This window comes from Klebsiella sp. A-Nf5, from assembly GCF_002810545.1.
GTDB classification, from domain to species: domain Bacteria; phylum Pseudomonadota; class Gammaproteobacteria; order Enterobacterales; family Enterobacteriaceae; genus Klebsiella; species Klebsiella variicola.
Genome location: NZ_PIOG01000090.1, coordinates 1 through 14,591 on the forward strand (window position 1 = coordinate 1; position 14,591 = coordinate 14,591).

Annotated in this window: 10 protein-coding genes; 9 read left to right on the forward strand and 1 reads right to left on the reverse strand. The window is 47.9% G+C overall.

The annotated features are described in order from the left end of the window. From CWM53_RS31665 to CWM53_RS09005, 5 genes are all read left to right on the forward strand, one after another. A partial coding sequence (locus tag CWM53_RS31665; RefSeq protein ID WP_133124345.1) for a phage tail tip protein occupies positions 1–6,857 on the forward strand: 6,857 nt, incomplete at its 5' end. A gap of 52 nt (positions 6,858–6,909) precedes the next feature. Continuing rightward, positions 6,910–8,400 carry a tail fiber domain-containing protein gene (locus CWM53_RS08990; RefSeq protein WP_100730454.1) on the forward strand — a complete coding sequence of 497 codons (1,491 nt, stop codon included), beginning with the start codon at positions 6,910–6,912 and terminating at the stop codon, positions 8,398–8,400. 96 nt (positions 8,401–8,496) lie between these two features. Then, positions 8,497–8,820, forward strand: a complete 324-nt coding sequence (locus CWM53_RS08995; protein ID WP_100730453.1) for a hypothetical protein — start codon at positions 8,497–8,499, stop codon at positions 8,818–8,820. Between the two features lie 13 nt (positions 8,821–8,833). Then, complete coding sequence (locus tag CWM53_RS09000) at positions 8,834–9,526, forward strand: hypothetical protein (protein ID WP_100730452.1); 693 nt, start codon at positions 8,834–8,836, stop codon at positions 9,524–9,526. A gap of 2 nt (positions 9,527–9,528) precedes the next feature. Beyond that, positions 9,529–9,780: a hypothetical protein gene (locus CWM53_RS09005; protein ID WP_032422981.1), complete on the forward strand. Its 252-nt coding sequence runs from the start codon at positions 9,529–9,531 to the stop codon at positions 9,778–9,780. 196 nt (positions 9,781–9,976) lie between these two features. Here the strand turns inward: CWM53_RS09005 and CWM53_RS09010 are convergent, their stop codons facing one another. Beyond that, positions 9,977–10,534: a hypothetical protein gene (locus tag CWM53_RS09010; RefSeq protein ID WP_100730473.1), complete on the reverse strand. Its 558-nt coding sequence runs from the start codon at positions 10,532–10,534 to the stop codon at positions 9,977–9,979. A gap of 319 nt (positions 10,535–10,853) precedes the next feature. Between CWM53_RS09010 and CWM53_RS09015 the strand changes: the two genes are divergently transcribed. The 4 genes from CWM53_RS09015 to CWM53_RS09030 all read left to right on the forward strand — a co-directional run bounded on the left by CWM53_RS09015 (position 10,854) and on the right by CWM53_RS09030 (position 14,539). Next, positions 10,854–11,519, forward strand: coding sequence for an AAA family ATPase (locus CWM53_RS09015; RefSeq protein ID WP_021313115.1), 666 nt, complete (start codon positions 10,854–10,856; stop codon positions 11,517–11,519). Between the two features lie 5 nt (positions 11,520–11,524). After that, positions 11,525–11,881, forward strand: a complete 357-nt coding sequence (locus CWM53_RS09020; RefSeq protein WP_165785056.1) for a hypothetical protein — start codon at positions 11,525–11,527, stop codon at positions 11,879–11,881. A gap of 41 nt (positions 11,882–11,922) precedes the next feature. Beyond that, the gene (locus tag CWM53_RS09025) at positions 11,923–13,641 is read left to right on the forward strand and encodes a P-loop NTPase fold protein (RefSeq protein WP_133123805.1); all 1,719 of its coding nucleotides are present in this window, start codon (positions 11,923–11,925) and stop codon (positions 13,639–13,641) included. 172 nt (positions 13,642–13,813) lie between these two features. Beyond that, entirely contained in the window at positions 13,814–14,539 is a 726-nt protein-coding gene (locus CWM53_RS09030; protein WP_004110190.1) for a hypothetical protein, read from the forward strand. Positions 14,540–14,591 lie beyond the last annotated feature (52 nt).

The window sequence follows — 14,591 nt, forward strand, 5'->3', positions numbered from 1 at the left end:
AAGCGATTGATGCGACGTCCAATGCGTTATCAACCCTCAACAGCACCGTGACCCAGCAGGGAAAAGACATTACGTCTAACTCCAACAGCATCACTTCGCTGTCAAACCAGATGGTTAACGGCCGGCAGAACATGTGGGTGCGTAGCGTATACAACGTACAACTGGCCAACAATACCACTGAGCCGACCTTTAGCGACATCAACGGTAAGGCGCCAATCTCGATCGATGAGGTTCCTGACGCGGCAAAACTGGACTTTGCGAGCGCCGGCAGTTACGTGATCGCGCATTACAAAGCCTTCGTGAAGGTCAATGCTGATACCACCATCACTATGGCACCAGGGTCTCGTGTTTTTGATGATACGGGCGCCGTGTACGTGAACGGTGTTAGGGTTGCCTTTGGTAATGCGAGCTGGAATACGGTTAGCTTTGATCTGAAAGCTGGCTGGAGCACGGTTGAGTTCCTGGTGAACCAATGGACTGGTCAGGCTTACATTAACCTCGGTTTTAAACTGTCCGAGAAGGTAGCCCAGCTGAATTCTGCTCTTGGGATGAACGCGCTTTCGAATGCCATTAGCGCCGTCACCTCAAACGTCAGCACCGTAGGTGATCGCGTCACGAGCACCTCACAGAGCGTTACTGACCTGCGAAATAGCCTCGAACAGACCAACGCTAATCTGGCGAATAAGGCAGATGCACAGGCGCTGTCTACGCTGCAAAATACGGTCTCCAAGCAGGGGGATACGATTTCCAGCCAGGGTAACAGCATCACGAACCTGAATAACACCCTGACCGCTGCCAGAAACGCCGGTGACAACCTGATCCCGAACTACGATTTCCTGCAGGGTGCAACTGCGTGGGATACCCAGTATCCGGCTGGCGTCACTTTCGGCAACTTCGGTGATGGTAAGGCTGGGGTTAAGCTGAACCGGACGACCACTACCAGTCCAGGCATCTTCTCCAACAACAACAAGCCGCTGCCGCTTAATGGTCAGCGCAAATATCGTGTTGTGGTTAAAGCCAAGGGCGTGTCCGGGGCGATGAACATGTTGATCCGGCGCCAGAACAAAATCGGCCAGACCGACAGCAATTATGAAGATAAAAACGTCACACTCACCAGTGAGTGGCAGACCATTACCTGGGAAACAGGGCTTACTGCCTCTAACGCTGATGGTCAGAACTTTAAGCTTTACGCGCACCCGGCTAATGCCGAAATCTGGGTTGATACCTTTAAGGTCTTTGATATCACGGATGAGGTGAAGATCAAGGCTAATAGCGATGCGCTGTCTACGTTGTCGAGCACGGTGACACAGCAGGGTGACAAGATCATCAGTCAGGGCAACAGCATCACTAAGTTGACCAATGACCTCGAAGCCGCTGACGCAAACATCGCGAAAAAGGCCGATCAGTCGGCAGTCACTACGCTGACAGGTCGGGTAGAGAAGACGGAGTCCGGACTGACGGCGGCGAACAGCAACATTACGTCGCTTAGCAGCTCTCTGAGCCAGCAATCCAAACGCGGCGCTAATCTGCTTCCTGATGGCACTTTTGAAAGCTACGCGGTTGGCCACAATCTATCAAATAATCGCGTTATCGTGACCACTGATGACTCGCATGGCGGTAGTAAGTGCATCCGTGTGACGCGTCCGAATGATTACAACGCTAACGCAACTGATAACAGCGATAATCACATTTTCAGCGGGTTCCAGGTTCGCGATAACGCAGTCTTCTATATGGAATGCTGGGTTAAGCTGGATGCCAAGAGCACCGCTATGGCCGAGAATGCGCAGATCTCCATTGGCTTGTCGCTCCAGTATCAGGACAACTCCTGGCAGTGGCCAGCAGTAACCAAAGCGGCGAAAGATCTGTCTACAGCTCAATGGACGAAGGTTTCTGGTTACCTGAAATCAACGAAGAGCGGTATTAAGCAGGCAATGGTGAGGATTTCTATCCCTAACGTTAGCAGCGTTAAGGCGGGAAACTCATTCCTTATTGATGACCTGGTCATTACCGAAGTGACTGATGCCTACAATGCGCAAAGTACAGCAGACGCTAATGCCAATGCGATTTCGACACTGGACTCGACCGTCTCCCAACAGGGTGACCAGATCACCAGTCAGGGTAACCGCATCACCAAACTGACAAATGACCTGGCAACGACCAATAACAACGTCAGTAAAAAAGCGGATCAGAGCGCTTTAAGCGTGTTGTCCGGGCGCGTCGATCAAACAGAATCGGGCTTATCCTCTGCGAATAGCAGTATCACTGCGCTTAATTCATCTGTACGCGCAGGGAATGCGACAAGTGGCGATTTGATTAGCAACCCGACATTTGACCCAGAGTTTAGTCAGATGGGCTTCACTGTGGTTTCCAGCTCGTCTGAGGGCGTGCCAGCCAATTGCCCATACGCTTATGTCGCACGCATTGCGGCTCGCGACCATCACCCAAATTTTGCTGCTATTCCGGCGACATTGGGGGATGTTTATGAAATGTCTGCTCTCGTCGCGTGTGGTACCGGCTCCGCTGATTTCAACCTGTATCTCGGAACCGCAACAAGGCCAAGCGGCAGCGTGGGCGCGCCTCTGTCATCCGGCGGCAACCGCAAGGCGTCGGCCACATGGCAGCGAGTAACCTGGCGATTCAAAATTACTCAGGGGATTGTCGATCGCGGCTTCTTCCGTCCATTCCTGCAAATTAACCAGTCCAGCCCATTCGGCACCGTCTGGTATGTGACTGACTGGCATCTGCGGAACGTAACCGACTCCTCCAAAGTCCAGGATTCCCTCGACGCCACGGCGAAAGCGGTTGATTCGCTGACCTCTACGGTAAATCAGCAGGGGGAGAACATCTCAAGTATTGGTACACGCACTACCAATCTTGAGAACAATTTGAGAACAACAAATGCAAACGTTGCTCAAAAAGCGGACGCCAATGCTCTGGCGGCACTGACCAACCGTGTTACCCAGACCGAAAAAGACATTAACTCAACGAGTTCTTCTGTCACGAATCTGAACAACAAGGTTGATGCAATTTCTGTCGGCGGTACAAACCTGATCAAGAACTCCGGCGATATGACCGGCTGGTCGAACGTTGTCAGCGATACGTATCGTGGTAACGCGGTAATTGGCGCAACTGTAAAAGCCGGCTCCGGTTACAGGGATTTGCGGGAAATCACGCTTGAGTCGCCGGTCGATGCAGGTGAGTATGTTTACAGCTTCTATGCGAAAGGTGGTGTTGCCGGCCAGACGATGACGGCGTTCTTCTACAATCCGAACACCACAACGTCTATCGAGACCAGCCAGGGTGCGAAAGGTAACAACAATGATGGCCGTGCGCAGTTCACGCTGACCACTTCATGGGCCCGATATTGGGTTAAGTGGAAACAGACACCTACCACGGGTACCAAGCGCCTGATTCTGTGCCGTATCGAGAGCAATACCTCCAAAGACCAGACGGTGTACATCAACAGTCCGAAGTTTGAGGTAGGTAATGTTGTTTCCGACTGGAACGAGTCTCCGTCTGATAGCGCCAGTGCGTCGGCTGTGGACTCGCTGACAACGAAAGTTAATCAGCAGGGCACTTCCATTAGCTCTATCGGGAATCGCACCACATCGCTGGAAAACGGGCTATCGACAGCTCAAAACAACATTGCCAAGAAGGCTGATGCTTCTGCATTGCAGGATCTCCGGAACACGGTGGCATCTCAGGGTGACGATTTAACCGCGGCGAACAGCAGCATTACCAGCCTGCAGGCCTCGATGAACCGTCGCACTGTGTTTACTGTCACTGCACGGGGTAATGGCAACAGCGTTACCCATGGGGTGTTTGATGAAAGCGGCAAGAATCTGTTTACCCCTGGTCGCAGCTGGGCGCTGGTCACTTTTGCAAAACACAGCGACGGATCAACGGTGATTGCGACCTCCAAAACATACGATGTCTTTGGCAGCGCGAATAATGGCGCCACGATGTCGGCCGATATCGAGGCGCTGGCCAGCGGGACTTACGTTTGTGTCCTGACATTCGATGAGCCAACTGGCAACCGAGGTAAGGTATTGTCTGCCCTGGAATCTCTTGGTGGTACATCCGAAGTCGTCAACTCTCTGCCGTATCGTGGTGCCTATATCCTCCTTGGCCGCAAAGGCATGAAGCCGGGCGATGGTCTGGAACTGCGTGCGCCAACCGGTGGCGACGGCACCGCCCACATTTCGACCTCAGTCGAGTTTGTGAACGGGGTAATGATGGGGCTGGGCGCCGCTGGTGGTGTGATGATGAAGGCTGATGCGAACGCATCTGCAATTACCACGCTCCAGAATACAGTGAAGACCCAAGGGGATAATATTGACTCCCTGAGCTCCTCGACAACAGCGCTGGAAAACAGCCTTGCGTCCAGTAACGCCAGCGTGGATGCAGCAAGCCAGATCCCCGGCAACCTGATCGTAAACCCGTCTTTTGAGCGTGGTACGGAGGGCTACACTGGTTGGAGCGGTATTGCCACGGTGGCAACGCTGCAGGTTCCACATCTTGGCACCAAAGCCGCCAAACTAGCAGCGGGTGGTTCTGCAGGCGTAGGCCAGAAGATCTCCTTCAAGAAGGATCGGTCGTACAAAATTGGAATTTGGGCAAAGCAGGACCCTAATACCACCATTCAGTCGACCGACAATACAAAATTCCGTGTGGCGGACGGTAATGGCCTGATTGCAAGTAAGGCTTATGGCCCGTTCACTTCGAACTGGCAGGAGGTGTCATGGACATGGAAGGCGACAAAGGATGTCCTTGCTGACGTTCAGTTCACTGCTTTCTTGTCAGCCGGCGCGATGTACTTTGATGATTTTTATGTCGTCGATGTGACCGACTCTGTTGAAACTCAGGCGAACTCGAGCGCGATCACTAAGCTCGATAGTCGTGTGACCAAGACAGAGAATGACATCATCAGCCAGGGCAGCCAGGTTACGCAACTTAAGAATGACCTTGCGACCACAAACACAAATGTTTCGAAGAAAGCGGATGCAGCTGCGTTAACGGCATTAACGAACCGCGTCACGCAGAACGAGAAAGAAATTGAAACCCAGAGCAGCCAGACAACTTCGCTCAAAAACTCTTTGAGCACTGTTCAGGCGATGGGGAGCAACCCGTGGTTTGATGGTTCTCTGGAGACGTACTCCGAAAACCAGCAGATCAGCGGCTCGCGTGCAGTCGTCGTCAGCTCTCAGAAACGAAGCGGAACGAAGTCGTTGCGTGTTTCCCGCGGCGCCGGTGAGGGCGGAAACAGCGATAAAACCATCGGTAAGTGGATTGCTCTGCGTGAAAATGCGGTATTCCGCATTGAACTCTGGGCGATGATGCCGGCAGATCAGTCGCCATCCTCTGGGTGGTCAACGCTCGTTGGTTTGCAGACCCAAAACGCTGCCAACAACAATAACTGGCCGACGGCAATCACTATCAACGAAGCCGCATTGGGGGCAAGAGGCGCATGGAAGAAATTCACTGGTACGCTCCGTGTAGCCGCTGGCCACACTCGCGGCGCATTTTGGGTATCTACCCGCGGCACAACTGGCACTGGTACACCGGGGTATGATCTGTATATCGATGACGTCGTTGTCACCGATATCACCGACGCAAAAGAGGCTCAAGATTCGGCTAATGCGAACGCATCCGCGCTCACTAGCCTTACCTCACGTGTTACCAATGTAGAAGGGCAGGTGACATCCCAGGCGTCTCAGCTTTCCTCTTTGACGTCCCAGGTGAATGATGCGTCTTCGAAGGTTGATCAGATGGCGCAGACCATCACCAACAACGAGAAAACGCAGTCGTCGCTGAATACCAGCTTGCAGTCGCAAATTGATGCGCAGGCATCGGCAAACATCAAGAACCAGACGGAGTTGAATAACGCCACCACTTCGCTGGCGGCAATTAAATCAACTCAGCAGACCCAGGCCACAACGATAAGCGCACTGTCTCTGCAGCAGACGAATTTGACTGCCCAGGTAGGCGATCAGACGGCTGAGCTGCAAGAGCTGAAGAAAACGGTTGTTGAAAACGGCAACGTTAACAGCACCTGGATGGTCAAAATGGAAACCAACAGCAACGGTAAAAAGTATGCTGCTGGTATCGCTTTAGGTATCGATGGCAAAAATTTGCAAAGCCAGTTTCTGGTTCAGGCTGATCGCTTCGGCTTAATTAACACCTCTAACGGGAATACAACTACACCTTTCGTTATCGAAAATGGCGTTGCGTATATTAATGCCGCTGTCATTAAAGATGGTTCGATCACCAATGCGAAAATTGGAGGCGAAATCCGTTCTGACAATTTCGTTAACGGTTCAAATGGCTGGAGAATAGGAAAAGACGGTAGTTCACAGTTCAACAACGTAGTTATTCGTGGTGAAGTTCACGCTAATACCGGTGTACTGAACAACGTGACTATTAATGAGAACTGCACTGTGCTTGGTACTGTTCAAGCCAATAAAATTGTTGGTGACGTTGTGACAATGACCGACCGTGTAGTTAAGAACTGGCCGCCTACCGCCGACACATCATCAGGCACTCGTTATCCTATTGCTTCAGTGCAGGGTATGCCATTCGAACGCCGTATGGTGTTTAACGGTTCAATTAGCATTCAACAGACTTGGCGTCAAAACGTAACAATCCGCGTTGATGAAACAGTCGTATGGACGTTTGACTCTGGAAATGAAGGTAAGGATTTTGAAACATCAATTTTCTCTATTCGTATACCTGCATCGAATTACGGTCAAACGCAGAATATTACGATCCAGTGGCCAAACCGCGGAGACAGCGGACAGTTCCGATTTACAGGGGTGATCTCGATGTACAGAACTACGGGCTCCATCTCTCTGGCTTAAGTTTCAGGCGGCTCTTTGAGAGCCGCTCATTAAAATTACAAGGAATGTAATTATGGCAATGTATGAAGTAGGCACCATCACAGGTGCAGCAAATCAGGCAAAGATCACAGGCACTTCTACCAAATGGTCTGAAACTGCTCTTGGTATTCAGGAGGGTTCGATTCTTGTCGTTTATCGCAGTGGGAGCGCAGATCTGTATGCAATCAAATCTGTCGACAGTGATACACAGCTGACTCTGACGCGAAATATAACGTCCGCTTTCACTGGAGTGAAATATGGCATTATTACATCTGAAACCGCCAGCACATCGTCTTTTGCGAACCAACTAGCCAGTGCATTCACTCTTTGGCGTAATGTTGTCCAGGGATGGTCTACAGCGCTGACTGGAAGTGGCAATATTACGATGACGGACCCTATCACAGGAGTTTCAGTGACCGTTCCGGCTATATCAGGAATGGCAAAACTGTCAGGCGGAAACACCTTTACTGGTAATCAAACAATATCTAGCGATGACTCGGGATTTATCCTCGGTAGAAATTCCGATATTGGCCTTGTCAAAAAGAACGGTACTTTTGGCAAGTTGATGGTTGGTAAATCTACTCGCTTTTCTGTCGTAAAAAGCGCGGCAGACCGCATTTCAGCTACTGATGCCCAGACTGAAATCTTTGGCGTAGATAGTAGTGGTAATGCAGAAGTGATCAATAACCTTTCGGTTGCAGGGAAGGCCACTGTAAAAGGGGACATTACGGGAAGTGGAAGCATAAACGCTGGGACTAAAGTATCTGCGGCCAGTATTGAATTGTCATTTACCACGCCGTATATCGATTTTCATTTCAACAACAGCACTTCAGATTACACGACCCGACTGATTGAAAATACAGCAGGTGAGTTAACTCTTGAAGGTGCCTTTATGTGCAAAAGGCACCTGTACGCTTGGGGTGCAATGATGGCCAGAAATATTGCCCCAGGCGCACCGTCTAACGGTCAGTTGCTCACTGGCGCGCCGTTCCAGTCAATGATTCAAGGACGTGGCGCGTATGGAGATGCTCGCGGCGCCGTTGCGAACTACTATATTGAGGAACGGGTAGGAGAAGAGCATAGGGCGGTTGTCTATCTCGATGGTTATGGTCGAACAGATGCATGGCTTTTTCGACCAGGGGGGACGATCACAACCGGCAAAGGCGACGTCATGACTACCGGTTCTGATGTTCGTCTAAAAGACGGATTTACAGAATCCCAGGAAGGGGCATCCAGACGCATTAACGCGCTGGGGGTCTGCGAGTTCAACATGAAGGGTGAAACACGCCGGAGGCGCGGATTTATTGCTCAACAAGCTGAACAGGTTGACTCGCTTTATACCTTTCAAAGTGGTGATGTAGAAATTGAAGGTGAGAAGATCAATATCCTAAACGTAGATCAGACAGCAATTGTCGCAGACCTGGTAACTACCGTTCAGGAGCAATACGAATGTATCGAAAAACTAAAAGGTGAGATACAAAATCTAAAGGATTTAGTGATGAGCACATCAGCAAAAGCGGCTTAAAAGGAATAATTATTGTATGTAAGTACTTACCTACAATTAATCTATAATTTATGATATAAATCTGCCATCCGATTTGACTTATTCATGGAGGAAGACATGTCAAACGAGATGGTAGGCGTGACGCCAGAGCAGGTGGAACGTATTGCCGCCATTGTTGCGCGCGAAGTCGTAGGAAAATTAAGTAAGGAGCTTCGCGATGATATTGGCCAGGAGGTCAACGATCAGCTGCGAACCTACTTTGGTGATATGACTCCGGCGCAACATAGCATTCAGCATTCCAACTTGGACAAACTTCTTAATCGGCTCGACACGATTTCAAGCGGGTTCTTTGGAGGCATTATTTCCAAAATTACCTCGTTCCTGATCACCGTGCTGCTTTTGGGTTTGGCCGCTTATGGCGTGAAAAATGGACTGCAATAACAGGAGAACAAGGATGAGTACTCCAAGAGGCATTCGTAACAATAACCCTGGCAACCTGGATAAAGGGTCGCCGTGGCAAGGGTTAGTAAACAACCCGGCGGAACCGCGGTTCTGCACTTTTAAAGACCCCGTATGGGGGATTCGAGCACTGACAGTAACGCTCATCACCTACCATGATAAGCGCCGCGCAAAAGACGGCTCCAGCATCGACACGATCCGCGAAGTCATCGAGCGTTGGGCGCCACCGCATGAAAACAACACGACCGCCTATATCAATGAGGTCTCTAAAGCTGTAGGCGTGACGCCGGACATGATCATCGATCTGCATGACTACAATACTATGCGGCCGCTGGTGGAGGCGATCATTCGTCATGAGAACGGTCGTGGCCCGTTGAAAACACTCAACAGCTGGTATTCGGCCGAAGTTATTGACGAAGGTATGCGTCGCGCCGGCGTCGTTAAACCGGTAACTTCAGTGAAAGCCGTACCCGTCACGAAAGAAACAGCCGGCGCAACGGTGACTGCAGGTATCGGTATTGCGCAGCTGGCGGACGTAATGCCGCAGATCTCCGTTGCGATGGATAAGGCCCAGGGACATATCACTAGCGGGGATACCGTTCGCATTATCTTCGGTATTGCGACCATTGTTGTCGCCGGCTTTATTGCCTGGTCGCAAGTTCGTAAGCATCAGGCAGGAGTGGTGTAACCATGAACGGCAGCCTGCTTTCAAAGGTCAAATCGACCATCATGACTTTGGCTGCCGTCTTCTTTGTGCTCGTTGGGGCGTACACCTGGGGTGGACGCGCTGCCCGGCGGGCCATGGAAGAAAAGGCGCAGAGAGAAACCAACAAACGGCTTCAAGGCACAGTGGATGTGAAAAATGAGACGATTAATGAAGTCAGGACTAAGGATGCTTCTGCCGTTCATCGCGAGCTTCGCGATAAGTGGATGCGTGATTAAACCTCAGACCGTGGGCGTACAATTCTGCGATGGGGCTAACCCTATCTACATCAGCAAGGACGACGCCCTGACAGAAGAAACTGAGAGAGAAATCCTGATCCACAACACGCTCGGTGAGCGGTTGTGTAAGTGGTGATTGCATTACTATCAATATCAGGTAGAAGGCGCTTTGGTTAACACCAAAGCGCATTTTTTATCAGCTATCTGTAAGGTCGTACCAGTCGCTGTCAGGATCTGCATTTGAGTCTGAAGATATTATTTCGATACCTTCTTCAGCGATTAGCCAATTATTATCACGATAAATAAGAGGAACATTTGCTGTTAAGAAGAATGATGTACCGGAGAAAAAATGGTCTGGCATTTGCTCACCTTCATAACTGAACGACACAGTCATGTTCAACAGTCCCTTTTCCTCGTCATACTGAACTTCAGTTGGCTCGAGGTCATATACTGCAAAACCATTAGCATTGGTTGAAGCAACCGCATCGGATAAAAGTTCCTCAACAGCCATCTCAAATTGAACGTACACATCACTCGAATAAATGACGTTTTCGAAGTGCGTCTCGCCAAAAGCGGCCTTCATTAACCGAGGTTCTAATGGAAATCGCTTCGCCACAGATGAAAGCTCATGGTAGTTCGAAAAATCTGCATCGATAGCGATGGCTTCAAGAGCTTCCGTTAGCTTAATCCCTTGTTTTTTAGCTAAATCTTTAGCTTTGCTTTTGAGAATGTTTAAACCAGAGTAGTTAGACATGGCTATGTTTCCACACATTAGACGCATACCGATAGCCTGTTAACCGGGCAGCGTCATAATGATGGCGGCCAAGTGTTGGGTACTGCAGAATGATGGGCTATTGCTTTGCGAGACAGGCGCCAGGTGACCATCACCACCTGGTGAAATACTAACCTGTGAATGTAGAGGCGTCAATGCAGGCGCAAGGCGATTTTATACATTTGATATGAACCACCTACCATTTAACCTTTACACCGCAGCCGTAGGCATTTAGGCTATATCGCATATAAGAAAACAAGTTGTTTCATACGACGATAAATCACACGTAGGGATATCACGAATGACTCAGATCATTGTGGTGGGCGGCACCAAAGGTGGCCCAGGCAAATCGACTGTTGCTCAGCAAATTGCAGCCTGTCTGAAAATCAAAAAGAAAAAGAAAGTCCAGATCACTGATATCGACATCCAGCGCACCACGACAGGGTGGTGTGAAGACCGCCGGCACAATGAAGAACTGGAGCTGATCCCGTTCGCCTATGTCCAGGATGACATCATCAAACACATCACTTCGCTTCGCGGCCGTTTCGATTACGTCGTCGTTGACGCTGGTGGTTTCGACTCCGAAATTCAGCGCCAGGCTATGCTGATGGCCAACGTGATCCTTATCCCGCTTCGCCCGAAACGCCGCGATCTGAAATCCTTGCGTGACATCGACCCCATCGTCGACAGCGTTAGCAGCGTGAATGACCAAATCAAAATCCGTGCTGTAATGAACCAGTGCCCGTCTCTGCCCTCCCAGGCTGCGCGCATTATCGCTGCAAAAGAAATTGTCGAAACCTTTGGCATCGAGGCGGTACCGGTGAATCTTTACAACCGCAACGTCTATGACGATGCCGAAGAGGCGGGTCGTTCCATATTTGAGATGACCGGAGCCGAACGCGACAAAAAGGCTGAGGCCGAGATTGAAGCATTAGTAGAATACGTAATGACCTTGGAGGGTGAATAATGTCCATGAAAATGGGTGATCTGGCAAAACGTCCGGCTGCAGAAGCTGCTGCGCCTAAAAGCAGCACCCCGATGCGCCAGCCTGTCCGTCCACAAGGCCGTCCAACACGTGGCAAAGAGAAAATCAAAAGCCGCACAATGTCACTTGAAGACGAGTATTTCGAATTACTGGAGATGATGAAGTTCATCCCTCGCTTCGAGAAGTTCACCCGTTCTGATGTGATACGTGCAGCCATTTTCCATCTGGCAGAGAAGTCCCCGCAGGAAATTGAGGACATCGTAAAGATGAACGAGGCGATCACCGCAGCCGATGTGACGATGCGTACTGACGAAATAAAGCGCGAGTTGATGAAAAAGAATTGATTGAAGGCGCGTTAAGCGCCTTTCTCTTAGGAGAATTAATTATGTCCATAACAAAAATTTTAGATGAATTTTTGGATTCTGATGACAGGGTTGCAGTAATTAAAGGTGAATGGGGAGTAGGAAAAACACATTTTTGGAACCGTTACTACGAAGGTAAAAGAAATAAAAGAGAAATTGAACAGATTGCATATTCATATGTTTCTCTATTTGGTCTTAATTCTATTGGAGAAATTAAGAAAAAAATATTCCCTTCCACAATACCGCTTAATCAAAAACTTTATAGAGAGGATTTACTAGAGAAAAAACAACAAATGATGGAGAGGTTTTTCTCGGGAGTATATAAGTGCGTAAGGTATAACAAAGTAAGTAAAAAGATCTTTAATAACTTTAGCATAGGGATAAGCGGTTTTGGCCTTAAATCCTCCGAATTTACAATTTTTGATGGTTATAATTATGTAAATAAATATTTAATTTGTTTTGACGATCTTGAGAGAAAGGGTAGCTCATTAGAGATAAAAGATTTCATGGGGTTAGTTGATGACCTTGCAAGATCAAAAGCATGTAAGATAATACTAATTTACAATGAAAATAACTTAACTAAGATTGATGAAGAAAAACAATTTATAGAATATCGAGAAAAAATTGTCGATCGTGACATTATGTATAAACCTGACGTCATTGATAATGTCAAAAAAATATTTTCACATAACGATCCGAATTTTGAATTTATAATTAGTGCGGCAGACGATTTAAATTTAAAAAATATTAGAATATTAAACAAAATAAAAAAGACTCTTTACGCATTTGAGTCTGAATTCACAACAGCGCGTAGGGAAGTGCGGAAAGATTTTACTTTCAGAGTAGTGCTTTTTGCATATGTATTTTACTCAGGGGCTGGCGAGTTGCCCTATGATGAATTCTTCAATAAAATTCAGCCCAGAGCCATGCTTGATAGTTATCATTCAGATGATGATGAAATGTCTACTGTTGAAAAATTCATAGAGCAGTTAGATATTTCATTTACAAATTCTGATAATTTATTTGATCACGGGATTGATTTTTACTTTAAGCATGGATATTTGCTTTCCAACTTCAGTTTTGAAAGTGCGGTGAAGGCTAAAAATAAAGATTATGAAGATATAGCGATAAATAGAAAGTTAGATGAAATATGGAGTGTTTTTAGAGATTCTTTCAATACAAACCAAGATGATTTTGTTGCTGCATTGAAAGGAGCAATAGAGGAGTATAAGTCCAGAATACCTCTTAGCAAGGTTTCCTCGATTTTTATTATTTTAGAGGAATTAGGCGTTAACTGCGATAGTTATATTACTCAATATGTTGATGATCTCATTAGTAGAAATGCACTTAATAAAGAATATAATTTATTGATGAACAGCACCATTGAACATAAAGGCTTATATGAATTGATTAATGATAAATTAAATCAAATAAGAAAGACCGAATATGATTTAGACGAGTTGCTTGGTCGGTTATCTAACAGTAATAATTACTCTTCATTACATATTGATGCTTTAAATGCATACAGTGAAGATGATTATTACAACTGGATTATTACCTGTGACGAAGATGTTTTAGATAAGATTAGGCATGGCCTTCTTAAATTTGACGACCATGTTGCTCCTATACCTGGCCAGACTGAAATAACTGATAAAGCAATAGCGGCAATTAAAAGAGTGGCAAGAACTTCGCAATTGAATAAAATCAGAGTTGAAAGATTGTTAAAGATGAATATTGATTAATATTTGCCTGCTTCTGTATTATTTTTAATACAGGAAGTATACTAATATACAGAAGCAGGTCTTTGATACAAGAACACTCCAGTGCCCACCCTTCTGATTCCTCTTTCCAAACTGCTTCCCAGTCGCTATGATCTGCCAAATAGTAAGTAAGTAATTACCTATCGGTGAGAGCATGAGCCAGATCTTTTTTGACACCATAAACAACGGCCAGTACGACTTCATGATGGAGTGGGACACAGCGGCCATGGACAAGTGGGTTGCGGAAAACATCGGTCTTTCACGATGCCAGGGGGAGGCTGAGCTCTTTGATACGAAGTGGTTTGACTATCGCGACATGCACCCGCTGATGGCAACCTGCCTGTTCACGGAAGCCTATAAGCGTGCATACTCACAGATCATGCTGTCTCATGGCCGCGAGCATTTCGAGACGGCGCCATTTAGTACTGGCCTGAAACGCTTGCCTTACCAAGAGCTCTCGGCGGTGAACAAAACATCCCTTTGGAAAGCTCGCCAGTTTGCAGATAGATATTGCTGCTCTTATGACTATTTTATATCAACCGTTCTCTCTGCAGCTGCGCGCCGGCTCTGGGACAAATTACCTCGCCCTCAGCATCTCTGGCAGCCAGAACTGATTGAGATCTTCGAAAGCAAACTCGCCAATCGTGCGGGAACGCGTCTGGATGACTCTGTAGTGAGTTTTAAGCACTTAGGAGACATGCAGCATGACCCAATTCAGGAACGTTACTTTGAATGGGTTCTGGAGCGTTTGAAGCACATCACCCGTGATAAGCGTATCCGCACCATCTTCTCTGCTGTCTGGTTGATGGAGCTGGTGCCCGAGCGCGTTATCTATGCCCATTACCCGGAAGAACTGGAAGAAGCACGGCGACTGTGTTGATTGCCTGCTCCATATTTTTACGATTAGAAAACAACTTGTTTAAGCACCAAAG